This window comes from Arthrobacter sp. DualSoilB13 (assembly GCF_055389195.1).
Genome location: NZ_AP035865.1, coordinates 2,178,210 through 2,203,567 on the forward strand (window position 1 = coordinate 2,178,210; position 25,358 = coordinate 2,203,567).

22 protein-coding genes are annotated in these 25,358 nt (G+C 61.1%); 16 read left to right on the forward strand and 6 right to left on the reverse strand.

From position 1 onward, the window contains the following. The first annotated feature begins 9 nt into the window (after positions 1-9). The 4 genes from ACZ5J0_RS09950 to ACZ5J0_RS09965 are packed head-to-tail and all read left to right on the forward strand — an operon-like array spanning position 10 to position 4,875. Positions 10-1,440, forward strand: a complete 1,431-nt coding sequence (locus ACZ5J0_RS09950; RefSeq protein WP_464093048.1) for an O-antigen ligase family protein — start codon at positions 10-12, stop codon at positions 1,438-1,440. After that, positions 1,428-2,267: a YveK family protein gene (locus tag ACZ5J0_RS09955; RefSeq protein WP_223940336.1), complete on the forward strand. Its 840-nt coding sequence runs from the start codon at positions 1,428-1,430 to the stop codon at positions 2,265-2,267. The genes ACZ5J0_RS09950 and ACZ5J0_RS09955 overlap by 13 nt, the downstream gene beginning before the upstream one ends. Positions 2,268-2,287: 20 nt before the next feature. Next, positions 2,288-3,511 carry an exopolysaccharide biosynthesis GT4 family glycosyltransferase EpsE gene (epsE, locus tag ACZ5J0_RS09960; RefSeq protein WP_166840709.1) on the forward strand — a complete coding sequence of 408 codons (1,224 nt, stop codon included), beginning with the start codon at positions 2,288-2,290 and terminating at the stop codon, positions 3,509-3,511. Between the two features lie 23 nt (positions 3,512-3,534). Beyond that, entirely contained in the window at positions 3,535-4,875 is a 1,341-nt protein-coding gene (locus ACZ5J0_RS09965; RefSeq protein WP_223940338.1) for a hypothetical protein, read from the forward strand. Here ACZ5J0_RS09965 and ACZ5J0_RS09970 read toward each other — a convergent pair whose 3' ends face one another. From ACZ5J0_RS09970 to rfbB, 4 genes are all read right to left on the reverse strand, one after another. After that, positions 4,876-5,712: a glycosyltransferase family 2 protein gene (locus ACZ5J0_RS09970; RefSeq protein WP_166840705.1), complete on the reverse strand. Its 837-nt coding sequence runs from the start codon at positions 5,710-5,712 to the stop codon at positions 4,876-4,878. Next, on the reverse strand, positions 5,709-7,625 hold the full coding sequence (locus tag ACZ5J0_RS09975; protein WP_464093049.1) for a WecB/TagA/CpsF family glycosyltransferase: 1,917 nt from the start codon (positions 7,623-7,625) through the stop codon (positions 5,709-5,711). Before ACZ5J0_RS09975 ends, ACZ5J0_RS09970 begins: the two co-directional genes overlap by 4 nt. Before the next feature lie 173 nt (positions 7,626-7,798). After that, complete coding sequence (locus ACZ5J0_RS09980) at positions 7,799-9,208, reverse strand: sugar nucleotide-binding protein (RefSeq protein WP_464093050.1); 1,410 nt, start codon at positions 9,206-9,208, stop codon at positions 7,799-7,801. A gap of 3 nt (positions 9,209-9,211) precedes the next feature. Continuing rightward, complete coding sequence (gene rfbB / locus ACZ5J0_RS09985; RefSeq protein WP_142939171.1) at positions 9,212-10,210, reverse strand: dTDP-glucose 4,6-dehydratase; 999 nt, start codon at positions 10,208-10,210, stop codon at positions 9,212-9,214. A gap of 53 nt (positions 10,211-10,263) precedes the next feature. On the opposite strand from rfbB, the gene rfbA reads away from it, so the two are divergent. Further along, the gene (gene rfbA / locus ACZ5J0_RS09990; RefSeq protein ID WP_142939170.1) at positions 10,264-11,130 is read left to right on the forward strand and encodes a glucose-1-phosphate thymidylyltransferase RfbA; all 867 of its coding nucleotides are present in this window, start codon (positions 10,264-10,266) and stop codon (positions 11,128-11,130) included. Between the two features lie 6 nt (positions 11,131-11,136). On the opposite strand, the gene ACZ5J0_RS09995 is transcribed toward rfbA, so the two are convergent. After that, positions 11,137-12,069 carry an aldo/keto reductase gene (locus tag ACZ5J0_RS09995; RefSeq protein ID WP_464093051.1) on the reverse strand — a complete coding sequence of 311 codons (933 nt, stop codon included), beginning with the start codon at positions 12,067-12,069 and terminating at the stop codon, positions 11,137-11,139. Between the two features lie 52 nt (positions 12,070-12,121). Between ACZ5J0_RS09995 and ACZ5J0_RS10000 the strand changes: the two genes are divergently transcribed. Both ACZ5J0_RS10000 and mshC read left to right on the forward strand, forming a co-directional pair. Further along, the gene (locus tag ACZ5J0_RS10000; protein ID WP_166840700.1) at positions 12,122-12,955 is read left to right on the forward strand and encodes an undecaprenyl-diphosphate phosphatase; all 834 of its coding nucleotides are present in this window, start codon (positions 12,122-12,124) and stop codon (positions 12,953-12,955) included. A gap of 15 nt (positions 12,956-12,970) precedes the next feature. Then, positions 12,971-14,248 carry a cysteine--1-D-myo-inosityl 2-amino-2-deoxy-alpha-D-glucopyranoside ligase gene (mshC, locus tag ACZ5J0_RS10005; RefSeq protein WP_142939167.1) on the forward strand — a complete coding sequence of 426 codons (1,278 nt, stop codon included), beginning with the start codon at positions 12,971-12,973 and terminating at the stop codon, positions 14,246-14,248. 74 nt (positions 14,249-14,322) lie between these two features. Here mshC and ACZ5J0_RS10010 read toward each other — a convergent pair whose 3' ends face one another. Then, entirely contained in the window at positions 14,323-15,228 is a 906-nt protein-coding gene (locus ACZ5J0_RS10010) for a PAC2 family protein (protein ID WP_142939166.1), read from the reverse strand. A 30-nt stretch (positions 15,229-15,258) separates the two neighbouring features. On the opposite strand from ACZ5J0_RS10010, the gene ACZ5J0_RS10015 reads away from it, so the two are divergent. The 9 genes from ACZ5J0_RS10015 (at position 15,259) to pafA (ending at position 25,284) form a co-directional block, all read left to right on the forward strand. Beyond that, positions 15,259-16,071: an HAD family hydrolase gene (locus ACZ5J0_RS10015; RefSeq protein ID WP_464093052.1), complete on the forward strand. Its 813-nt coding sequence runs from the start codon at positions 15,259-15,261 to the stop codon at positions 16,069-16,071. After that, positions 16,072-17,238, forward strand: coding sequence for a site-2 protease family protein (locus ACZ5J0_RS10020; protein WP_142939164.1), 1,167 nt, complete (start codon positions 16,072-16,074; stop codon positions 17,236-17,238). 118 nt (positions 17,239-17,356) lie between these two features. Beyond that, positions 17,357-18,421, forward strand: coding sequence for a tRNA (adenine-N1)-methyltransferase (locus tag ACZ5J0_RS10025; protein WP_464093053.1), 1,065 nt, complete (start codon positions 17,357-17,359; stop codon positions 18,419-18,421). 97 nt (positions 18,422-18,518) lie between these two features. After that, complete coding sequence (arc, locus tag ACZ5J0_RS10030; RefSeq protein ID WP_464093054.1) at positions 18,519-20,327, forward strand: proteasome ATPase; 1,809 nt, start codon at positions 18,519-18,521, stop codon at positions 20,325-20,327. Between the two features lie 50 nt (positions 20,328-20,377). Beyond that, on the forward strand, positions 20,378-21,997 hold the full coding sequence (gene dop / locus ACZ5J0_RS10035) for a depupylase/deamidase Dop (RefSeq protein ID WP_464094717.1): 1,620 nt from the start codon (positions 20,378-20,380) through the stop codon (positions 21,995-21,997). 119 nt (positions 21,998-22,116) lie between these two features. Then, positions 22,117-22,320, forward strand: a complete 204-nt coding sequence (locus ACZ5J0_RS10040; RefSeq protein WP_142939162.1) for a ubiquitin-like protein Pup — start codon at positions 22,117-22,119, stop codon at positions 22,318-22,320. A 79-nt stretch (positions 22,321-22,399) separates the two neighbouring features. Then, complete coding sequence (gene prcB, locus ACZ5J0_RS10045; protein WP_464093055.1) at positions 22,400-23,209, forward strand: proteasome subunit beta; 810 nt, start codon at positions 22,400-22,402, stop codon at positions 23,207-23,209. 1 nt (position 23,210) lies between these two features. After that, positions 23,211-23,918, forward strand: coding sequence for a proteasome subunit alpha (gene prcA / locus ACZ5J0_RS10050; protein WP_142939160.1), 708 nt, complete (start codon positions 23,211-23,213; stop codon positions 23,916-23,918). 1 nt (position 23,919) lies between these two features. Further along, positions 23,920-25,284 (forward strand): Pup--protein ligase, encoded by a 1,365-nt coding sequence (gene pafA, locus ACZ5J0_RS10055; protein ID WP_142939159.1) that lies wholly within the window; start codon positions 23,920-23,922, stop codon positions 25,282-25,284. Positions 25,285-25,358 lie beyond the last annotated feature (74 nt).

Sequence of the window (25,358 nt, forward strand, 5' to 3'; positions counted from 1 at the left end):
AGGAATCGCATGAATCTCCAGCCCGCGCCGGCGCCCGCGGGGCTGGATGATCTCAACGTCAGCGGACTATCCCCCCGCGCACACGTGCCGTTGTTGATTAAATTTGCCGCTTTCGCCATCTTCTTCTTTCCCTCCAATATGGTGCTCAAACCGCTGGGAGCTGTAGGGACGTTGCCGCTGATGATTGCGTTGCTTCTTCTGGCGGTTTGGCTGTGCTCTGTCCTTTTTGGCCTGACCAACCCCCTGGACACCCGCCATCCCGGCCGCATGGGCTTGGTTCTCCTCTGGGTGGGAACATGTGCCTCCTATGCGGCCATGTACTCCGGCTACACGGGAGGAAGCGAAAGCCCTGCACGCGCTGCAGCTGACAGATGGCTGATCCTCCTGCTGGCCAGTGCAGGAATCATTCTGGTGACTGCGGAAGCCGTAAGGACGCTGAACACAGCCATGGCCTTGACGCGGGCCCTGTTGGCTGGTGCGGCATTTTGCTGTCTCGTGGCGGCTGTTCAATTCTTCTTCCGCGTTGATCCCATGCAGTTCCTGCAAATGGCGATGCCCGGGTTCACCAACAACGGGGGAAACACAACATTCCAGATACGTGGGTCGTTGATGCGTGTCTCGGGGAGCACCTTCCATTCAATCGAGATGGCCGTTGTCTGCGCAATGCTTCTTCCGCTGTCCATATGGCGGAGCCTGTACGATCAAAAAGGCCGGAAATGGGTGCATTGGACCATCACAGCACTCTTGGTTTTCGCCATCGCCTCAACAGTCTCGCGCTCAGGGATCCTCGGCCTGCTGGCCGGTATGGCTGTTTTCCTGCCTTTCCTGCCCCGGGTTGCCAGGCGTTGGGCTTTCGTTGCGGCCCCCGTGATCGTAGCCGTCCTGTTTCTCGGCGTCCCTGGCCTGGTGGGCACTCTGGGAGCATCGTTGACAGCGGGAGAAAGCGACCCGTCCATTACCACGCGAACCAACAACTACCCCCGGGTGGCGGCAATGGTGGATGAACATCCGTTCTTCGGCGTAGGTCCGGGAAACTACATGCCAACCAACGCCATACACATCCTCGACAACCAATATCTGAACGCAACAGTCACCATCGGTCTGGTGGGTCTGGTGGGCATGATCGCCTACCTGACGTTCCCAGGCATATCCGCCCTCCTCGCCGCCCGTGCTTCCCGCCTTCCCGCATTGCGATGCTTCGCGGGCGCCGTCGCCGCTGCCGGAATCGTTGCCGCCATCTGCTCCCTGACGTTCGACTCCATGTCATTCCCGGTCTTCGCGCTCGCCTATCCCTTCATCGTCGGGCTGTCCGGAGGAACGTGGAACATGGTGCGGCGGGAGCTCGAACATCAAAAAGATCCTGCTGCAACAGAGGGCCGAACGCGGCCGCCGCTTAACACGAAGAAACTACTCCCCAAGGAGAGATCATGGACCCCGTAGCCGTCATCAAAACCCTGTGGCGTTACAAAATCTTCGTACTCCCCGTCCTGTTGCTGACGGCGGTGGCGGCGGTCTACATGTTTTCCTACGCCCCCAGAACATACGAAGCCCGCACCACCTACGCCATAGTCGCCCCACAGGTACCAACGGCGGAACAGATCGAAAAGGATCCTGCCCTGGGCTTGCTCAACACTGACAACCCCTACCTGCGCTCTGCCGACACTTCCCTCGTAGCCCAGGTAGCTGTGACCCGTCTGAACGATGTTGCTACGGGCGATTTCCTTGCAGAACAAGGGCTCAGCACGGACTACAAGGTAGAACGGCCCTCGGACGCCTTCCTCATCGACATCTCCGGAATCTCAGATGACAAGGCCCAGGCAATCAGCACCGCCAAGGCGCTGGGGGAGCGCCTGGAGCAAGACCTAAGGACCATCCAAGCGATCAACGGCGCCTCTGATAGATACCTGTTCACGGCACTGGTCGTAGCTTCACCAGAGAAAGCCACAGAACAGTTCTCCAGCAGGTTGAGGTCCGTCATCGTCGTGGTGGTTGCCGGTCTGGTTCTCACACTTGGCGCAGTCTCGCTGGCGCGCGCGGTGGAGACCACCAGGAATCGGGAGAGTAAATCAAAAAACGATCCCCGCAAGCGCAGCTTGCGTAAGATCTCCGAAAGCAACCCGACGCTAGTACTGCCGGGTAAGGACCCAACCTTCGACGACAAGGCTCTGCCGATTTCGGAGCCCCTGGTGGCAATCCACCCACTTGAACCCCACGAAGATAGAAGAACCACCACCACACCATCTGTTCAACCAACCAACAGCCGCTAACGGTTGGGGACGATGCAGCAATGACCAGATTTGGTTACCTGGTGCCGGAATTCCCAGGTCAGACGCACAGCTTCTTCTGGCGTGAACTCAAAGCACTGACCGACCTCGGGCACCAGCCGGAGCCAGTTTCCACCCGCCGTCCACAGCAGCCCGGGACCGTGCCTCCCTGGGCACAGGACCAACTACCTAAGATTCATTACCTGGTCCCACCGGGCCTGTCCGGCATCGGCGGCACAGCCAAGACGGCCTTGGCCGGACTCCGCCACCTTGACACGCTGGTAGCAGCGTCCGGCATCCACCGGCAGCCCGCACTGACCCCGGCTCAGACCCGCGACGTTCTGCAAACGGCAGGACTGCTCTGGGCAGGAGCCGCCCTGGCCCGGCACGCGCGCACCAGAGGGTGGCAGCACATACATGTCCATTCCTGCGCCCACGCCGCCCAGGTAGCCCTGTTCGCCCATATGATCACCGGCATCACCTACAGCCTGACGCTCCATGGCCCCCTCAGCGACTACGGCCCAAACCAGCACCAGAAATGGCTCAACGCCAAATTCTCCCTCGTCATCACCGAACGGCTACTGAGTGAAACCCTGCAGCAACTTGAGGACGTCATGCCTGCGGACGTCAGTGTCGCCCCCATGGGGGTGGAACTGGCCGCCTTCACACGCACCGCACCTTACGTCCCGTGGGACGGTGCAGGACCTGCACGGCTGTTCTGCTGTGCCCGGCTCAACCCCAGCAAAGGTCACGAGGAACTCCTCACAGCGGTCCGTCTGATCACAGACACCGGAATAGACGTCGAGTTGACCATCGCAGGCGAGGACGAAATCGGAGGAAAGGGCTACAGGCAAGCCATGGAAAACCTCATCAAGGAACTCGATCTCACACAGCGGGTAACGCTCCTCGGTGCCGTTCCGGAGCACAGGGTCAAGGAAGAACTTCAAAGAGCACACATCTTCACCTTGGCCAGCCACCAGGAACCACTGGGTGTGGCCATCATGGAGGCCATGGCCATGGAGGTTCCCGTGGTAGCCACATCAGCCGGGGGCGTCCCGGACCTGATAGCTACCGGACAGTCCGGCACCTTGGTCGATCCCGGTAATCCCGCATCCCTGGCAGCAGCAATACTGCACACCCTCCACAACCCCTCGCGCTCTGCAGCCATGGGACAGCGGGCGCGGATAACTCTTGGCGAATCCTACGACGTCTCCAAGAGCGCCCGCATCATGGCAGCACGGATCTGAACCAACTCCCGGAAAGGGAAACAATGAAGGGCAAAACAGTTGGCCTCTGGGCCGGTTCTGCGCTCGCAATCGCGGCCGTCAGCCTGATCGCCGTCGTGGGATCAAGCCGGACCCCCACGCCCTCAGCCCTGCCGGTTCCCGGAAGTTCCCCCAGCAGCGGGTCCGCGCCCGGAACGTCCCTGGCACTGCGCGACGTGGACGGAGGACCGGACTACTACGGGAAATTTGCCAACAGCCTTCCAACAGACCCATCCTTCTTTCCTCTGGGGGTGTGGCTGGAAAGCGTCCTGGACAAAGGCAACACAGCCATGGACTCGGCAGCCGGCATCAACACCTACGTTGAACTGACAGGGAACTCCGACGTGCAGTTGATCAAAGACTCCGGCATGTATGCGCTGCCAACTTTTCGGCACGCTGCTGCCGCGGGCTACGTCTTGAGCGACGAAGTGGACATGTGGGCAGGCCCGGGGGACGCCCGATGGACCGGCAGATACCCAGGGGACGGCGCACCGTGTTTTCCCGAAGGCACACCATGCGGGTACACCATACAGAAGGAACGGCGGGCATACGCACCACAGAACGTCTTGCTTTACTCCAACTACGGAAAAGGCGTCACCTTCTGGGAATCCGACCAGGAAGCCCACGGATTCATCAGGGGAGTCCAGGATGTGGTCTCCGCGGATAACTACTGGTTCACCGATCCCAACATCTGCGGCAAAGGCGAAGGAGGTGCCATTGTTGGCTATGCAAGAGACCTGACGCGAGAGGAATGCCGACTAGCTGCCAACTATGGCTGGACCATCGACAGGCTACGGAATCTGCAGGACCCCGCCACCAGAATTCCTGTGTGGGCGTTCGTAGAGAATGGCCATCCTTCAGGCGATGTCCCCAACACCACAACAATCACCGGCCCTGAACTCAAGGCCGCAGTCTGGAGCAGCCTCATCCACGGCGCCCGGGGAATCATCTATTTCAACCACAACTTCGGCGGCCCATGCGTCACCCAACACGTCATTAGGGACTGCGGCAAAGACATAGTGCCCACACTCACTTCCGTGAACAAGCAAATCACAGACCTCGCACCCGTCCTCAACGCCCCCTTCCTTGACGGCGCCACCACAGTCACCGGCCCGGTAGACCTCGCCACCAAACTCCACAACGGCCACGTCTACATCTTCGCGGGAGCGAACAAGAACACCGGCGGCGCAGCGACCTTCACGCTGAAATGCGGCGGCAGCACCGCCGTCGTCATCGACGAAAACCGCACCATCCCCATAGTGGCCGGAACCTTCACCGACACTTTCGCCGACGGCAACGCCGTCCACCTTTACAGCATTGAAGGCGGGGGCAGCTGCGGCTTCTGACTAACGGCTGGTGTCGTCCCGCTCCCAACCAGGCAGCGCCTGAGGGCCAAACAGCGCACGACGGCGGCCCGCACCGGCGAACACGACGTAAACGGCGGCATCAAAAACGCTCAGCGGCCCCCTGACGGAGGCAAGCAACTGCCGTACAGTCCTCGCCGTGGAGGCACCGCCGGATACGAGATCCTGCTCCGCATTGCCCCGATACGTGCGCCTAAGAACAGACATCAACGCCTTGCACGTCCGGGGCGTCCGCACCACCACAGGAACCGTAGCCAACACCGCCTTCTCATGGGCAGAGAAGAGCCGATCCACATAGTAGTCATCACCAGTAAGAGGGGGAAAAGACCCCAGCCGCTCATGCCCGGTGAAACTCAACCCATAAGCACCCGCACCCCAAAGCGCCTCGGCATTGCCCGGTATACGGGAACGGGCGCGGTAATACGAGCGCACCAATACCGAAGCGCCCTCGGTGTCATAGCGAAAAGCCGGACGGGCAGCCAGCAAAGTCCCATCCTCCAAAGCAACAAAAACTGCATGAAGCGCAGGGGCACTGACTTCAATATCGGCATCCAGGTACACGCGCGGCCATCGCTGCGTTGCCTGATCGGCAGCGTTCAACGCCGCAGTCTTGGAAGCCTCCGGCACGTGAAGCACCTGAACACCCCCGTACCTCGACGCGATAGCCTCCGTGGCATCCTTACACCCGTTACATGCCACCACCACATCAACTGTGCCCCACGCGATGACCTCGCTCAACGCCTCAAGCGTCCTGCTGATAACACCGGCCTCATTATGCGCCGGGATGATCACCGCACCGGAAGGATGGGTAACAGTCATGGCGTGGCTGCCGTCGTGGTCCGCGTCGCGTGCGGGAGCCTCTCCCAACGCCGCTGCATAAGGACCGCCAATGCAGCATCCCGATGCCCGGCTTTGTTCAACCGCGCAATTTCCGCAGCCAACACAGCACCACGGAATGCCAACGCCCGCCCACGTCCAAGATACTTCTCTGCATACCGCACCCTGTTGACCGACATCAAAGCAGTCAACTGCGGAGATGACCCCGAACCACCACGTTCATGCCACATCCGGGCAGCGGGTTCGAACCAAATGGAGAAACCCGCCGACCTCACCCGATGGCAATAGTCCGTCTCCTCCGAATACAAAAAGAACTGCTCATCCCAAGCACCCACCGCCTCCGACGCCGCAGAGCTAATCAGCAGAGCCGCACCCGTGGCCCAATCAACCCGGTGCCCGTGCAAATAGCTCTCAGTGTCAAAGTCCATCTCCGACAACCAACCCGGCCTGCCCTTCGCATGGCTACCCAAAGCAGCATCACCCAGCGCTCGCAGAACGCCCGGTTCACGGCGTAGCGACGGGTAGATGCTTCCGTCATCGTCCAACAGGACCGGTACCACCATGCCGGCTCCCTGCTCATCCATCCGCTGGAGCATGGCGGCCACCGCGCCTGGTTCCACGCGGAGGTCCGGGTTCAGGATGAGGTAGCTTCCTGCTTCCCCTGCAACAGAGAACGCAGCGTTGATTCCGCCCGCATAGCCGAGGTTTCCGCCCGTTCGCACTGCTGTGATGTCGGGGTGGTGTGCGAGCTCACGCAGCGTGCTCTCATCCGGGGAGTTGTCCGCCACCACCACTTTGATGGAAACATCGGCTGCTTCCTTGCGCAGGCTCGCCACCAGCGGCCCGACGTCGTCAGCGTTGTTGTAGGTGACAACCACGACGGCGACGTCGGCCGCTTCGGTGGCCGGGACGAACGATCCCGGAGCCCGGCTGGGCACGGGTTCCGGGACAGCGTATGCGGCGCTGGAAAGCAGCTTTCTTGGCTCGACGTCGGAACTGCTGGCGGTCCGCAACTTCACGTATGCCTCCGGCCCCTCCACCAAATAACGGCGTGCCAAGCGGCGTGGCTCCAGCATCAGGCGCCATGCCCACTCAAGGCTGTGCGAACTGGCCCAGGAGGGAGCCCGCCGGACGTTCCCCGCCAGGAAATCGACCACGGCACCGAATGCCAGCAGGACCTTGGCGCCGGTCAGGTGACCGTACTCGGCTATCCACAGTTCCTGTCGGGGTTTTCCCAAGCAAACAATCAGGACATCGGGCGATGCCGCCCGTATCTCCCGGGCGAGCCTGCGGGAGGCTGCTGCGTCTCCCAGCGTGGACCTGGCGGGAGCCCACCAACCAACTACCTTCAGCTCAGGCCGCTCGGTTACGAACTTGCTTGCGATCAGTTTTTGGGTCTCTTCCGAACCTCCCAGAAAGCCCAGGCGCAAGCCGCGTGCCGCTGCTCCTGCCAGGAAGGGGTGAATGAGGTCGCTGCCGGCAAGCCGGGGCCATGTCTTTGACGTCAGGCGCCGAGCCTGGGTGGCCAGGGGGGCGCCGTCAATCAGGGTTAACCATTCAACAGGTGCGGGCGGGTCCAAAGTGCCTATCCAGCGGCTTCCGGTTCCGAAGTGTCGGATATGGTCCAGGTTTGCGGAGCAGACGCCCAGAGGGGGAGCATCGGGGGAGCCGGCGCGATCCAAAATTTCCCGAAGCGCGCCCTCAGCCTCCATGAGCTTGACCGGGACCCCGCCCAGATTCGCCCAAGGAGCCTTAGCCACCGTCTCTGCGGAAGCGGCCACACTGTGGTGGTCCTCGCCCTGGGGTACGCCGGCGGGGACGCCGCGACGCGGGTAAAAGTGGGGGACTGCCCTGGGGAGGAGATCTCCCACGGGCATGATTTTCGGTAGCAGCATTCTCGGCTCCAACTCAAGGCATCACCATGTGGCCGACGATCCGAGGCTGCTGCACTGCCTGGATCGTCGGTGGCGGACCAGTGCCGCCGTGTCACCATGTTTATTTGAGTTGTCTCCCGGCCTCCTGCAAGAGGCTGCCGTACGGCTACTTTAGGACGTTTCGCAGGACTCCGCTAGAGTTCCAGGCCTTTGATGTACTCGGCCAGACGCTGTGCTGCCGGGGGTGGATCGAATCCGGTCGCGCGGATACCGGACAAATCCAGGACGCTGCTGCGCGGCCTTGGAGCAGTGTGGGGTCCTGCGTAGTCGGCGGTGCCGATCGGACGCACCAGATTCGGATCGGCGCCCACAAGGCGGTAGACATCGCGGGCCAGCTCAAACCAGGTCTGGGGGTTGCCACCGTTGCTGAGGTTGTACGTCCCGTACGGGGCTTTGTTGAGGAGCAGGTGACGAATGCCCGCTGCGATGTCGGACGCGAAACTCAATCGCCCCCATTGGTCATTCACCACCGTTGGCGAGGCACCCTTCGCGGCCAACGCCGCCATGGTTCGAACAAAGTTCCTGCCGCTGCCCACTACCCAACTAGTCCTGACGATGTAATGCCTTGGCGCGATGCCCGCCGCGAGGTCGCCGGCAGCCTTGCTTTGGCCGTAGACCCCCAGGGGAGCTGGAAGCTCATCCTCGAGGTGAACCTCTGCTGTGCCGTCGAAAACGTAGTCACTGGAGATGTGGACAAGAGTTAGTGAATGCTCGACGGCGGTACGCGCCAAGCGGGAAACGGCGGCGGCGTTGATGCTCCAGGCAGCAGCCCGGCCTTCCGGTGTTTCGGCGACATCTACCGCGGTGAACGCGGCGGCGTTGATGATGGCGGAATATTCGCGCCAGTTCACAGCCCGATAGGAGTCCTCGGAGGTGATGTCGAACCGCGCGCGGCCCGCGAACTCCACTGTGGAGTCACCCGCGAAGGCACTCCGAAGGCCAGTGCCCAACTGGCCGTCCGCTCCAAGGACCAGAGTGCGCCGCCTGGGCACTGGCACGACGTTTGCCAGCCGTGGGTGCTTCTGGTCCGGCGCGGAGATTACGCAATGATCCAAGGGGATCGGCCAGGGAACTGCCACATCCTCGTCGGCGAGGTTAAGGAACGTGTAGTCCTTCTGTGCCTCCGTGCTCCAATGGTCGTTGACCAGGTACGTGTAGGCGGTGTCGTCCTCCAGGGTCTGGAATGCGTTGCCCACGCCGCGGGGGACGTAGATGGCCTCGCCGGGGGTCAGTTCTGCGGTGAACAGCGTCCCGAACGTTGGCCCCTCCCGCAAGTCCACCCACGCGCCGAAGATCCGTCCGGAGGCCAGTGAAACGAACTTGTCCCAAGGCTCCGCATGGATACCGCGAACCGTTCCACGAACTGCGTTGAAGGAGATGTTGTTCTGCACCGGGCCAAAGTCCGGCAACCCGGCATCAAGCATCTTGCCCCGGTGCCAGTTCTCTTTGAACCATCCTCTGCCATCCCCATGAACAGGAAGCTCAAACAGCAGCAGTCCGGGGATGGGCGTGGCCCGTGAACGTAGCTGGCGTCCCTGTTCCACGCCTTAGTGCCCTTGACCTGCGTACTTGGATTCCGTGGCCGCTTTCTGCGGTCTCCACCACTGTTCGTTGTCCTTGTACCACTGGACGGTGTCAGCCAGTCCGGCGTCGAAGTCCGAATAGCGGGGCGCCCAACCGAGCTCACGCCGAAGTTTGCCCGAATCGATGGCGTACCGCAGATCATGACCTGGCCTGTCCGTGACCAGGTCATATGCTTCGCGCGGCCGTCCTGCGAGGGAGAGCAGCATCTCAACCACTTCCCGGTTGGACCTTTCGCCGTCTGCGCCTATCAAATAGGTTTCGCCCACGCGTCCGCCCTCCAAAATTGCCAAGACTGCGGAGGAATGGTCTTCCACGTGGATCCAGTCACGAATATTCCGCCCGCTGCCGTAAAGATGTGGCCGGTTCCCGTCCAGGATGTTGGTTATCTGCCGCGGTATGAATTTCTCCACGTGCTGGTACGGGCCGTAATTGTTGGAGCAATTGCTAATGGTTGCTTTGAGGCCGAATGAGCGCACCCACGCGCGCACCAACATATCCGAGCCGGCTTTCGTTGCCGAATAGGGACTCGTCGGCCGATACACGGAATTCTCCGTAAAGCGGTGGGGATCGTCCAGCGCCAAGTCGCCATAGACCTCATCGGTGGAAATGTGATGGAAGCGCGTGCCGTGCGTTCGTGCGGCTTCGATCATGGTGAACGTTCCCGCAAGATTTGTATCAAGAAAGGGTCGGGGATCCTGCAGCGAATTGTCGTTATGGGACTCTGCTGCGAAATGCACCACCGCTTCAACGGATTCCGTCAGCTTGTCAACCAACACTGCATCGCAAATGTCTCCCTTGACGAAGGTGAAGCGCTCCGGCGGCAGCCCGGAGAGAGATTCGATGTTCCCGGCATACGTCAGTTTGTCCAATACCGTGACATGAAGCCCGGTGTGCTCCATGATGTAGTGGACAAAGTTGCATCCGATGAATCCGGCCCCGCCGGTGACAAGGATTCTCTGCATGGCCCTAGAGTAACCGCCAGCGGCAATACTGGGCACAGGTGAGGACGGCAGGTTTGCGAGGAATTGTTCTTGCAGGTGGAACGGGTTCAAGGCTTCATCCCATCACGCTCGGAATCAGTAAGCAGCTGGTTCCGGTGTTCGACAAGCCGATGATCTATTATCCTCTGTGCACGCTGATGCTGGCGGGAATTCGCGACATTCTTGTCATCACCACGCCCGGCGATGCCGCGCAGTTCCAGCGGCTCCTCGGAGATGGTTCACAGTTCGGCATCAATCTCAGCTACGCAGAGCAGCCCACCCCGGACGGCCTTGCCCAGGCGTTCATCCTGGGCGAGGACCACATCGGAAACGGCAACGTGGCGCTGATCCTGGGTGACAACATCTTCAATGGACCCGGCATGGGCAACCAGCTGAGGCACTACACCGACGTCCACGGCGGTGCGATCTTCGGCTACTGGGTCAAGGATCCGTCCGCGTACGGCGTGGTGGAGTTCGACGATCATGGAATGGCCGTCTCCATTGAAGAAAAGCCCGCAGTCCCCAAAAGCAACTATGCCGTTCCAGGGCTCTACTTTTATGACAACAACGTTGTTGCCATGGCGAAAGACCTGCAACCGTCGCCGCGCGGGGAACTGGAGATCACGGATATCAACCGGAAATACATGGAACTTGGCCGCTTGCATGTGCAGAAGTTTCCACGGGGCACTGCCTGGCTGGACACCGGCACCTTCAGCGACCTCAATGACGCTTCAAACTACGTTCGGACCACGGAGAACCGGCAGGGTTTGAAGATCGGGGCTCCCGAAGAGGTGGCTTGGCGCATGGGATACCTGAGCGACGACGGACTCCGCCAGCAGGCTGCAAAGCTCGCAAAAAGCGGCTATGGAAGCTACTTGCTGGACATTCTGGACCGCCAGTAGACCCAGCTACGCTGCTGAAACGTCCTCCAGGGCGCGGGCAATCTCAGCCGGCAGAACCGTCAGTTGCGCGTCCAGCAGTTCCTTGAGCTGAACAGCGTTCCTGGGGCCAACGATTGCGGTGGCTACCCTCGGCCGGGCGAGCAACCAGCTGAGGGACACGTCCAGGGGAGTGCGGCCCAGTCCGCGGGCTGCCATCGCCACTGCTTCAACCACGCGCGACGCCCGCGATTCCAGATAGGGCTCAATGTAACCGGCAAGGCGGCTTTGTGCGGCACGGGAATCGGCAGGTATTTGTCCACGATATTTACCGGACAGCACACCACGGCCCAAAGGCGCCCAGGCCATCAGACCCAGTCCGGCGTCTTCCACGGCAGGGATGAGCTCTTCCTCGGCTTTGCGTTGGACGAGGGAGTATTCGGACTGGTTTGCCACCAGGGTAAAACCGGCCACGGCCGCTGCCTTGGCTGTCTGCCAGCTGTTGTAGTTGGATATCCCAACGTAGCGGGCACGTCCGCTTCGCTGGGCTAGTTCCAAGGCAGAGAGAGTTTCGTCCAGTGGTACATTCGGATCCCACTCGTGAGCGAACCAGATATCAACGTAATCAGTGCCCAGCCTGGCCAGGCTGGCATCAAGGGCGGACAGCAGTGCACCCCGCGATGCGTTGACGCTTCGCCTGGAGTCTGCTGACGACACGCCGGCTTTGGTGGAGATCACAATCTCGGACCGGGCCACTACATCGCCCAGCATGGATCCCAACATGGCTTCTGCCCGCCCTTGCGCGTAGGACGCTGCTGTGTCCACCACGGTGCCGCCCCCGGCAACGAATGCGTGGAGGAGTTCAGCAGCGTCCTGTTCGTCGGTCTCCTGTGCCCAGGACATGGTTCCGAGGGACAATGAGGACACACGGAATCCGCTGTTTCCGACATAACGCTGCTGCATAGCAGTTAGCTTACGGGGAGTTAGAGGACTTCATGACGTAGGGTCTATTCACGTGAACTGGATAGAAGCAGCCTTGCTGGGCCTGGTGCAGGGCCTCACCGAATTCCTCCCGATTTCCTCGAGCGCACACCTGCGGATTGTCGGCTCGTTCCTTCCCAATGCCTCAGACCCCGGCGCTGCCTTCACGGCGATTACGCAGCTGGGAACTGAAACCGCCGTGATTGTCTACTTCTGGCGCGACATCGTAAGGATCGTCCGGGCCTGGTTCGGCTCCCTCACAGGGAAGGTAGAGCGGAACAACCCGGATGCCCGGATGGGCTGGCTGGTGATCATCGGCAGCCTGCCGATCATCATCCTCGGCCTGTTGTTCCAGGACCAGATCGAGTCAGTGCTGCGCAGCATGTGGATTGTGGCCACCATGCTGATCGTGTTCGGCATGATCCTTGCCGTAGCCGATGCCATTGGCCGGCAGGAGAGGGATCTCACCCAACTGAGCTATAAGCACGGCATTCTTTACGGCTTCGCCCAAGCGATGGCCTTGATCCCCGGCGTGTCACGCTCGGGCGGCACCATCACCGCCGGCCTCCTGATGGGGTACACCCGTGAAGCCGCCGCCAGGTACTCCTTCCTCCTGGCCATACCGGCAGTGTTCGGCAGTGGCCTGTACCAGCTCTACAAAACGGTTTCAAACGAAGGCTTGGGCGGGCCCTACGGCCTCCCGGAGACTGCGCTGGCCACGGTCATCGCCTTCGTGGTGGGTTACATCATCATCGGCTGGTTCCTGAAATTCGTCTCCACCCGCAGCTACCGCCTGTTCGTTTGGTACCGGATCCTCCTGGGTCTGGCCTTGTATGTCCTCCTCGGTTTCGGCGTGATCAGCGCCTAGCACTAAGGTTAAGTCGTGAAATCGTGGACCTCCCGCCCTGTACCTGAGCTGCCCGGCAGCCTGCCGCAACTACGGCTGTATGACACAGCCCTTGGGCGGGTGGTGGACGTTGAGAAGCAGCCGGAGCAGTCGATGTATGTCTGCGGTATCACCCCGTATGACGCGACTCATATGGGACACGCAGCCAGTTATGTGGCGTTTGATCTCCTGAACCGCGCTTGGCGCGATTCCGGCGTCCGGGTCTCCTACGTCCAAAACGTCACGGATATTGATGACCCCCTCTTGGAGCGGGCTACAGCTACCGGAGTGGATTGGCGTGACTTGGCCCAGAGCCAAATCGAGCTGTTCCAGACAGATATGGACGCCTTGAACGTCCTCGCGCCGAACCACTACATCGGCGCTGTGGAGGCCATCCCGGACATTGTTCCGGCCATTGAGCAACTGATCGCCGACGGCGTTGCCTACCGGGTTGCCGGCTCCGAAGGAGAGCCCGACGGCGATGTTTACTACGACGTCGAGACCGCCGGCAAGCGCTCAGACGCCACAGACGCCTGGACGCTGGGCGATGTTTCCGGCCTGGGTGAGAAGGACATGCTGGAATTGTTCGCTGAACGCGGTGGAGACCCGGCCCGGGCGGGCAAACGCCACGCCTTGGATCCTTTGCTGTGGCGGGTTGCCCGTGAGGGCGAGCCGAGCTGGCCCGGCGCCACCCTCGGCGACGGCCGTCCCGGCTGGCACATCGAATGTACGGTGATCGCGCAAAAGTATCTTCCTGCACCCTTCACCGTTCAGGGTGGCGGCTCCGACTTGGTGTTCCCGCACCATGAAATGGGCGCCGGCCATGCCTATTCACTCTCCGGAGTTCCGCTTGCGCGCCATTATGCGCACGCCGGAATGGTGGGGCTGGACGGAGAGAAGATGAGCAAGTCCAAAGGCAACCTGGTTCTTGTCTCAAAACTTCGCGCTGCCGGTGAGGAACCCGCGGCAATACGTCTGGCAATCCTGGCCCATCACTACCGCTCCGACTGGTCATGGACCGATGCCGGGTTTGCAGAAGCCAAAGACCGTCTCAAGCGGTGGCGCATAGCCGTGGATCACGCCCCTGCTGGATCTGCTGCGGCCTTGACAGCGGCCATGCGTGGTGAACTGGCCAACGACCTCAACGCCCCGGGTGCCATCGCCGTCGTCGACCATTGGGCAGGGGAAGCGATTCGCGCCGACGCGGTCAGCTCGGCTACGGATGCCGCCCTTGTTGCTGACGCCATTGATGCTCTGCTCGGGGTTGAGCTCTAAGCGACTCCCAAGAAAAACCAACAACGGCCCTGGCATCATGCCAGGGCCGTTGCTTGTTTGAGGGGTTTGTCCTCTTAGGGACGTTCTTTACCGCGCCGTTTCAGGTACCGCTCGAATTCACGGGCAATGGATTCGCCTGAGGCCTCCGGCAGGTCAGCTGTATCTTTCGCTTCTTCCAGCTGCCGCACATAGGCGGCAATCTCAGGGTCTTCTGTTGCAAGCTCGTCTACTCCGCGTTCCCATGCCTCAGATTCTTCAGCCAATGGCTGGCTGTCCAAAGGAACTTGGAGGAGGTCCTCGATCCTGTGCAGAATGGCCAGCTGTGCTTTGGGGGAGGGCGGCTGGGCGACATAATGAGGTACTGCTGCCCACAATGAGACTGTGGGCAGCCCTGCCAGCATTGCAAACTCTGCGAGCACACCCACAATGCCCACTGGTCCCTCGTATTGGGATGCCTCCAGGTTCAGGCGCTCCCGCAGTGAACTGTCCTCGGTGGTAGTACTCACCGGAATCGGACGGCTGTGGGGGACATCGGCCAGCAGTGCGCCCACCAAAATCACGGAGTCCACTTTGAGCGCTTCCGCATGGACCAGCAATTCTGTGGTGTAAGCACGCCAGCGGTATGAGGGTTCGGTGCCGAGAACCAGGACCACATCCACGTTGCTGTCCGGAACTTCAGCCTTGTAAATCCGGGTTGACGGCCATTTCACCTTTCGGGCGCCTGAGGACGTCCGGCGCACCGTGGGCCGCGTGAACTGGAAGTCGTAGTACTCCTCGGCGTCCACGGTGGCCACCTTCTTGCCGTCCCAGAGCTTGTTCAAGTAGTGCAGAGCATCGCTGGCGGCCTCACCGGCATCGTTCCAGCCCTCAAACGCGGCAAGCATTACGGTGACACGCCGGCCGTCCGCGGGTTCCTTGAGGAAACGCTCGGGCTCCGCGGTGATGTCCTGTCCTTCGGGGGTCCCGTCCACACTGTTCATCCACTCACCCTACGTCCAAGACCCTTGTGGATGCATGGCATTTCACCCGGAAGCGTGTCCGCGATTCGCCCACAGCGCAACCCGCGGACGGCCGCGCGCTTGGTTCCACGTAGACTGGAAACCATGCATTCCTCACCCAGCCAGCCCCTCCTCAAAGCCGTGCTCTGGGATATGGATGGCACACTCGTGGACACCGAACCCTATTGGATAGCGGCCGAGCGTGCGCTGGTGGAGTCCCACGGCGGGACCTGGTCCCACCAACAGGCCATGCAGTTGGTGGGACAGTCCTTACTGCACTCGGCAGCCGTCCTGCAGGCCGCAGGCGTCAGGTTGGAGGCCCGCGAAATCGTAGACACCTTGAGTGCACAAGTGATCGCCCAGGTCCGCAAAGAGGTTCCCTGGCGGCCAGGCGCCCGCGAGCTGCTGGATGAACTCCACGAGGCAGGCATTCGCTGCGCACTGGTGACCATGTCCGAAGGGCCCCTGGCCGGTGTGGTGGTGGAAAGCCTACCCAAGCCCTACTTCGAGTTCATGGTCACCGGCGATACTGTCACCCACGGAAAACCGCACCCGGAGGCCTATCTCACGGCAGTTGAACGGCTCAAGCTGGACGACCCCTCCGTTAGCATCCACCACTGCGTCGCGCTCGAAGATTCCATCCCAGGCGCAACGGCAGCCATTGCTTCGGGGGTGATTACTGTGGGAATTCCCCATCAGGTGCCCCTTCCGGAAGATCCACGAATGATCATGTGGCCCACTTTGGTTGGCCGTGCCGCTCCCGATCTGCAAGAGCTGGTAGCTGACCGTTTCGCAGCAGCGGACTTGCTTGAAGGGGCCAGCTAGGTGACCAGCCCGTCCACACCGCACCATTCGCAAAGCAAAAAACGTGACGGCATCCCTCTGGGGAAGATTGCCGGCGTGCCGGTCTACCTCGCGTACTCGTGGTTTGTCATAGCAGCCATCACCGTGGTCTTCTACGGTCCGTTCATCATGGATTTCATACCAGGACTGGGCAACTGGGCTTACCTCGTTGGGTTGGCGGTCGCGTTACTCCTGGCGTTATCAGTTCTTATCCATGAACTCGCCCATGCCCTCAGTGCGAAAGTCTTCCACTGGCCCACCGAGAAAATCGTCATCAACCTTTGGGGCGGCCACACACAGTTCGAGAACTTCACCGCCTCTCCGGGGCGTTCCGTGGTTGTGGCGTTGGCCGGCCCGGCATCCAACTTCGTGGTAGCCGCAGTGATGTTCTCGATCGACTCCGTTGCCCAGTTCAAGGGAGTTGCCGGGACGCTGACAGACATAGTGGTGATGGCCAATCTGCTGATTGGAATCTTCAACATTCTCCCGGGGATGCCGCTGGACGGGGGTCGATTGGTTGAATCTGCGGTTTGGAAAGCTACGGGCAGCCAGGACAAGGGCACCATAGCAGCAGGATGGTCCGGCCGGATCATTGTGGTGGCACTTGTTATCTGGTTCATCGTGGTCCCTTTCCTGAGGGGGCAATGGCCGGATCTGACGTACACCACCGTCACCGTGCTTGTCTGCGGTTTCCTCTGGATGGGCGCCTCCAGCTCCATCCACCACGCTAAGCTCCGCAGCCGCCTCTACCTGGTCAGTGCTGCCGGCCTCGCTGAGCCGGCAGTAGGTGTGCCGAACTCGGCATCCGTGGCTGACGTCCTGGACATTTCACCGACCGGAAGTCCCGCCGTCGTGATTTGCGGTCCTGACGGCAAGCCACAGGGTGTGGTGGATTTCGGTGCAACGCTCGCTGTACCGGCCGCACATGCGACGACGACGCCGGTCACCGCCGTGGCTCATGCCCTGGCCGCCGGGGCTTACGTCCCGGAATGGTCGAAGGGCCAGGAATTGATCCAGTACCTGGCTCGCCTGGACGGCGGCGAATACGCTGTGGTGGACCACAATGGAATCGTCACCGGGCTGCTTCGACAGCAGGCAGTAGTGACCGCCATAACAGGTAAGGAAGCACGCAGGAGCGGGCGCGCCTGACTGTCTTGCCGGTAGAGTTACTTGCCGGCCGATATGCATAACAAGAGCCAATGATTTTTTGGCGCCCACCAGCCGGTCACACACCGCGGCCAAGCCGTACAGGAGCGAGGAACACCACATGAGCAGCGAAACCGCCGCCCCCGCAGCAAGCACAGGCACTGACCAGTCAGCCATCGGCTCGGCTGTACAGCCGACGGGCGCTGCACGACGCCGCGGGCCTTTCCGTGTGGGCGAGCGGGTCCAGCTCACGGACGAGCGTGGCCGGATGAACACCATCACACTGGAAGTAGGCGGCGCTTTCCACACCCACCGCGGTTTCCTGAACCACGATGAAATCATCGGGAAAGTTGATGGTTCCGTGGTCAGCAACAACGTCGGTCAGCAGTACCAGACGTTGCGTCCGCTGCTCTCTGATTTCGTGCTGTCCATGCCCCGGGGCGCTGCTGTGGTTTACCCCAAGGATGCCGCCCAGATTGTTACCATGGCGGACATCTTCCCCGGCGCGCGGGTTGTCGAAGCCGGTGTGGGTTCGGGCGCTCTGTCCATTTCCTTGTTGCGCGCAGTCGGGGACGGGGGCTACCTGCATTCCTTCGAGCGCCGCGAGGAATTCGCGGACATCGCCCGGGGAAACGTAGAAACCATCTTTGGCGGCCCCCATCCCGCATGGCAGATCTCCTTGGGCGATTTCCAGGAAGAGGTCATCAAAGCCGAAGCTCCGGGCTCCGTGGACAGGGTTGTCCTGGACATGCTCGCACCATGGGAGTGCTTGGACGCGGTAGCCACTGTCCTGGCTCCGGGCGGGGTTTGGATCAACTATGTCGCCACCGTCACCCAGCTGTCCCGCACCGCCGAAGCAATCCGCGCGGACGGCCGCTTCACCGAACCGGATGCCTGGGAATCGATGGTTCGTGGTTGGCACCTCGAGGGCCTCGCGGTCCGTCCGGATCACCGCATGGTCGCCCACACCGGATTCCTGCTGGTCACACGCCGTCTTGCTGACGGTGTCACCGGAATTTCCGTGAAGCGCCGTCCATCCAAGACCGAGTTCAGCGAAGAGGACCTCAACGCGTGGACCCCTGCAGCGGTGGGGGAGCGCTCCGTGTCTGACAAGAAACTTCGGCGCGCAGCACGTGACGCAATCGCAGGGACCAATGTTCAGGATGACCCTCCAGTCACAACCTGACAAAGGTCACAATAGGGTTCGCATTCCGAATGTCACCCGGCGCCCTGAGCTTTTCGGGACTAAGGTCTTGTTAAGCGCAGGAAGGGGCTGATGAATCGTGGATACGTCAAACAACGACCTTGGACGGCCGACGCCGGACGATGCAAACGGCGAAGCGGAGACTACGGCAGGCCGGAGGTTCAGCGCCGTTCAACCGCCGGAGACCTCGGGTGAACTGACGGTTGCCGAACGGCAAATCAATATCCTTCGGGACAAGCTTCGCCACATTGACCGCCAGTTGGCAGCCGCGACCCAGAACAACAGCAAGCTCGTCAGCATGCTGGAAACAGCCAAGGCTGAGATTCTTCGCTTGAAGGGCGCTCTGGAGCAGGAGGGTCAACCTCCTTACAGCTTTGGGACCGTGGTGCAGATCAACCCGCGGAAGCAGCCCGCCCCTGGCAGTTCAGGGCAGGCAGCTACCGAAGAGTCCGTGGACATCTTCAATGCCGGGCGCAAGATGCGTGTAGGTGTCAGCCCGCTCGTGAACCTCAACCAGCTTGCGGTGGGGCAGGAAGTCCTGCTTAACGAAGCGCTGCTGGTGGTGGCAGGCCTCGGCTACGAACGCGCCGGCGAATTGGTCACGCTCAAGGAAATGCTTGGCAAGGACCGCGCGCTGGTGGTTGGCCGCGCCGATGAAGAGCGGGTGGTCCGGTTGTCCGGGGCGCTCCAAGGCCTTCACCTGAAGGTGGGCGACGCCTTGTCACTGGATTCACGGACGGGCTACGCGTTGGAGAAGGTACCGCGCGCCGAGGTGGAGAACCTCGTCCTTGAAGAAGTTCCGGACATCACCTACCAGGATATCGGTGGCCTTGGCCCGCAGATCGAGCAGATCCGGGACGCCGTGGAGTTGCCGTTCCTCCATCCGGACCTCTACCGCGAGCATGGGCTCAAAGCGCCTAAGGGCATTTTGCTCTACGGCCCTCCAGGATGCGGCAAAACCCTGATCGCCAAGGCAGTAGCGAATTCCCTTGCCGCCAGGGCAGCAGAGCGTGCCGGCAATACCGATCTCAAGAGCTACTTCCTCAACATCAAAGGTCCAGAACTCCTGGACAAGTACGTGGGTGAGACTGAGCGCCACATCCGCTTGATCTTCTCCCGTGCCCGCGAGAAGGCTTCAGATGGCAGCCCCGTGGTGGTCTTTTTCGACGAGATGGACTCGCTGTTCCGCACTCGCGGCACCGGCGTTTCTTCGGACGTTGAGACCACCATCGTGCCTCAGCTGCTCAGTGAAATCGACGGCGTGGAGCGTTTGGACAACGTCATCGTCATTGGTGCCTCCAACCGTGAGGACATGATTGATCCTGCCATCCTGCGTCCAGGTCGCCTCGACGTGAAGGTCAAGATCCAACGGCCCGACGCCGAAGCTGCAGCCGACATCTTCGCAAAGTACATCACCACTGACCTGCCCTTCCACCCCCAGGATTTGGCCGAGTACGGCGGCGATGTGCAGGCCACGGTGGATGCCATGGTCCAGCGCACAGTGGAGGCCATGTACTCCACTGAGAAGTCCAATGAGTACCTTGAGGTGACGTACGCCAACGGAGATACGGAGATGCTGTACTTCAAGGACTTCAACTCCGGCGCGGTGGTGCAAAACGTGGTGGACCGTGCCAAGAAATACGCCATCAAGGACTTGCTGACCTTACAGCAGAAGGGTCTTCGGATCGATCACTTGCTCCGCGCCGTGGTGGATGAATTCCGTGAGCATGAGGACATGCCCAACACCACCAACCCGGATGACTGGGCAAGGATTTCCGGTAAGAAGGGCGAAAGGATCACCTACATTAGGACCATCGTCCAGGGCAAGGCAGGCCAGGAGCCTGGCAAGTCCATCGAAACCACTGCCAACACGGGTCAGTACCTGTGACAGCAAGGCCCGAAGGTTCACCCGCAGAGAAGCTTCCCGCAGGCGGCGCCATGCGCGTCATGGGCTCGGAAACTGAATATGGGATCCATGCGCCGTCAGCTCCGGGGGCCAACGCCACCATGATGTCCGCCCGGATCATTCAGGCTTACGCCACCGTGACCCGGCAACGGGCGGCCGGCGGGGCTGAGACCCGGTGGGACTACACGGATGAGGAACCGCTGCACGACGCCCGCGGTTGGACCGTGGACAGGGCAGCGGCGGATCCCAGCCAACTGACGGATCAACCGCCAGTGCTCGACGCCGAAGCGGTCGCCTTGGCTTATGGCCGCCAGGAGCTGGAGCTGGACGGCGCAGACGAGTCCGGTTCACTGTTGATGAACATGGTCCTCGGCAATGGTGCACGCCTTTACGTGGACCACGCGCATCCTGAATACTCCAGTCCGGAGGTCACCAACCCACGCGACGCCGTGGCATGGGACGCCGCCGGGGATCTGGTGGCCCTGGCCACGGTACGGAAGGTAGCTGCCGACCCCTCGCTCCCGGCGATCAACCTGTACAAGAACAACACTGACAACAAGTCCGTGTCCTATGGCTCGCATGAGAACTACCTCATGCCACGCTCGGTGCCCTTCGGGGACATCATCCGCGGGCTCACGCCTTTCTTCGTCTCCCGCCAGGTCATCTGTGGCGCGGGCCGGGTGGGGCTGGGGCAGGATAGCTCCACGCCCGGTTACCAGATCAGCCAGCGGGCAGACTTCTTCGAAGCAGAAGTGGGACTGGAGACAACCATCCGCCGGCCCATCATCAATACCAGGGACGAGCCCCACGCGACAGCGGACAAGTACCGTCGCCTCCATGTGATCATTGGGGACGCAAACCTCAGCCAGGCCTCCAACTTTTTGAAGTTTGGCACCACGGCCATGGTTCTTAGCCTCATTGAAGCGGGGCAGGCTCCCAGGATCGAGGTTCACGAACCCGTCCAGGCGCTCCAAGCCGTCAGCCACGACACCACGCTGGCCACAACCGTCAGGCTCCTCGACGGAAGGCGGGTAACAGCCCTCGATCTGCAGTGGATGTATTTCGAGGCAGCTTCCAAGCTGGCCCAAGAGACAGGGGTGGCGGATTCCGTCACCGGAGATGGCCACACGCACCAGGTCCTGTCCCAGTGGGAGTCCACGCTGACAACGCTGGGGATTGATCCTGATGCCGCTGCCTCGACAGTCGAGTGGGTGGCCAAGAAGTCACTACTCGAGGGCTACCGAAACCGCGACGGGTTGGCATGGGACGACGCCAGGCTCGGCTTGGTGGATCTTCAATGGTCTGATATCCGGCCTGAGAAGGGCCTCTACTACAGGCTGCTCTCCAGGAACCGGATGATGCGCGTCGTGGACGAAGGCGACATCACCCGGGCGGTGACCGAACCGCCGTCGGACACCCGCGCTTATTTCCGCGGGCGGTGCGTCTCCAGATTCGGAAAAGATGTTGTAGGCGCCAGTTGGGACTCGGTGATTTTTGATGTTCCGGGGCTGGGGAAACTGCAGCGGGTGCCTACCCGGGAGCCTTTGAGGGGAACCCGGGCTTTGACCGGCGCCCTCTTTGACCGTCACCCGGATGCTGCTTCTTTCCTGGCCGAATTGTTGGGTCAGACGCCGCCACCGGCCAGGAGCTGATGGATGCCCGCCACAGGATTATTCGCCGTTGGTTAAAGCCGTCCGCAGCATCGGTCGGCGTGGCACTATGGCAGTAGGAAGTCTCCGTCAACAGGGGACTGACAGTAGGGAGAAAGAAAATGGCAGCACAGGAGCAGCAACAACCGCAGTCGCGGGAAACCGAGACCGAAGTGGACGCACCCGAAGCGCCCCCGGCAGCACCGGAGGCACAGGCCTCGGACGCGACGCAAGGAGTGGATGACCTTCTCGACGAAATTGACGGCGTTTTGGAATCCAACGCCGAAGAGTTCGTCAGGGCGTTTGTCCAAAAGGGCGGACAGTAGGCGGACCCGCCAGAGGATGTACTGCCCGGTCGGCGTAAGGCCGCCGGGCATCGGAATGCAGAGTCGAAGGAGTGCAGCAATGCAGGACCCATCAACCGGCCCCCTGGCCACCCAGGCAACGTCTTCTTTCACGGAGCATCTTCAACGCTCGCGTCCCGAACTCCTTCCCTTTAATCAATCGTTACCCGCCGGCATGGTGCCGTCGTCCCCGCACGCCACCACCATCGTTGCCTTGACGTACGCAGGTGGAGTGCTGATGGCGGGGGACCGGCGCGCGACCATGGGCAACATCATCGCCAGCCGGCACATCGAGAAAGTGTTTCCGGCGGACGAGTATTCAGTCCTCGGCATAGCTGGTACGGCCGGCCTGGCAATTGACATCACGCGGCTCTTCCAGGTTGAGCTGGAGCATTACGAAAAGATCGAGGGCACGCTCCTCAGCCTGGTCGGCAAGGCTAACCGCCTGGGCGCCATGATCCGCGGAAACCTGCCCATGGCGATGCAGGGGATGGCAGTCGTTCCCTTGTTTGCAGGCTTCGACCACAGCTCCGGTGTGGGCCGTTTGTTCTCCTACGACGTCACAGGCGGCCGGTACGAAGAACAGGAGCATCACTCCGTCGGTTCCGGTTCCGTGTTCGCCCGCGGCGCGCTCAAGAAGCTCTGGAAGCCTAATTTGTCTGCGGAAAACGCCGTAGCAGTAGCTGTTGAGGCACTCTATGACGCCGCAGATGACGACTCCGCCACTGGAGGGCCCGACCCCGTTCGCCAATTGTGGCCGGTGGTTTATACCGTCGATCGATCCGGCAACCGGCGGGTCCCTGAACGGGATCTGGCCGCAGTTGCTGGCGCAATTGTTGAATCGCGGGCTGCCGCCGGACGGGAGGCCTGATATGACACAGCAGTTCTACGTCTCTCCCGAGCAGTTAATGAAGGACCGTGCGGACTTCGCACGGAAGGGCATAGCGCGTGGGCGCTCTGTTGTGGTCATCAGCTGCTCCGATGGCATCGCGCTGATCGCCGAAAACCCTTCACCTTCGCTTCACAAGATCGGTGAAATCTACGACAAAATCGCCTTCGCTGCGGTGGGCAAGTACAACGAATTTGAAAGCCTCAGGCAAGCAGGAGTCCGCTATGCAGACGTCCGCGGCTACTCCTACGACCGTGAGGACGTGACTGCCCGCGGCCTGGCAAGTGTCTACGCTCAGAGCCTCGGAGCGGTGTTTACCGCCGAGCAAAAACCGTTTGAGGTGGAATTGGCGGTGGCCGAGGTTGGTCTCACCCGGGAGGAGGACCACCTCTACCGTTTGACCTTCGATGGATCAATCGCCGATGAAAACGGGTTCGTGGTGATGGGCGGACTCGCTGACCAGATTTCCGACGTCGTCAGCGGGGAGTGGGAGCCGGAACTCACCTTGGCGGGGGCCATGCGACTGGCTCTGCGTGCCTTGGCCACCAACAAGGAAATCGACGAGCTGCCCGCCACCGCCGTCGAAGCTGCCGTGCTGTACCGCGCTTCCGAAAGCAATCGCGGATCACGCAGGGCGTTCAGGCGGCTGTTGCCGGAAGACATGACCCGGTTGCTCACAGAGGAGAGCTGAGATGGATAAGCGGATATTTGGCATCGAAACGGAGTTCGGAATTTCCTATTCCAGCCCTGATTCCCGCCCTTTGGCCCCCGAGGAAGTTGCACGGTACCTCTTTCGCAAGGTGGTCAGTTGGGGCAGGTCCTCCAACGTTTTCCTTACCAACGGTTCACGGCTTTACCTTGATGTGGGGTCGCACCCGGAGTATGCCACCGCAGAGTGTGACGACCTCGCACAGCTGATCGCCCATGACAGGGCCGGTGAACTGATCCTTGATGACCTCGTGGATGAGGCTCAGGCAAGGCTCGCCGCGGAGGGTTTCAACGGAACTGTGTACCTCTTCAAGAACAACACCGATTCTGCGGGCAATTCCTACGGCAGCCATGAGAACTACCTCATACCGCGGCGCGGGGAGTTCTCCCGCCTTGCCGAAATATTGATTCCCTTCCTGGTGACACGTCAATTGATAGCCGGTGCCGGCAAGGTACTAAAGACACCCCACGGTGCCACGTTCGCTTTCTCCCAGCGCGCCGACCACATCTGGGAAGGCGTGTCCTCCGCCACCACCAGGTCCAGGCCCATTATCAACACCCGCGATGAGCCTCACGCAGATGCCGAGTTTTACCGTCGCCTGCATGTGATTGTGGGGGACTCCAATATGTCCGAAACCTCGGCTTTGCTGAAGGTCGGAACGGTGGACCTCATCCTTCGCATGATCGAGGCGGGCGTCATCATGCGCGACATGCGCATGGAGAATCCCATCCGCAGCATCCGCGAAATCTCCCACGACCTCAGCGGCCGGGCCTTGGTCCGCTTGGCCAACGGCCGGCAGCTGACTGCGTTGGATATCCAGCGCGAGTACCTCAATAAGGTCACCGAGTTCGTAGCCGCCAATGGTGCCCACAACGCCCACGTTCCACTCATCCTGGACTTGTGGGAGCGAACCTTGAACGCCATTGAAAGCGGCGATACCAGCACCATTGATACCGAAGTGGACTGGGCCATCAAAAAGAAGCTCATGGACGGTTACATGCGGCGGCACGACCTCAGCCTCGACTCACCGCGCATTGCCCAGCTGGACCTCACCTACCATGACATCTCACGGCAACGCGGCATCTTTTTCCTGCTGCAGGCCCGTGGTGCAGCACGCAGGCTGGTCACCGAAACCGATGTCAAAGATGCCGTGGACGCTCCACCACAGACAACGCGCGCGAAACTGCGGGGAGATTTTGTGCGACGAGCACAGGAGCTGGGCCGCGACTACACGGTGGACTGGGTGCACCTGAAACTGAACGATCGCGCACACCAAACCATCTTGTGCAAAGATCCGTTCCGGAACGTTGATGAGCGGGTGGATGCCCTCCTGGATTCCATGGGCTAAAGGGCTTTATAAGCTGACTCCCAGCTTCACGGGCTACTCTGGATAGTGGTCTCTTACCGAGATACACCCTACTT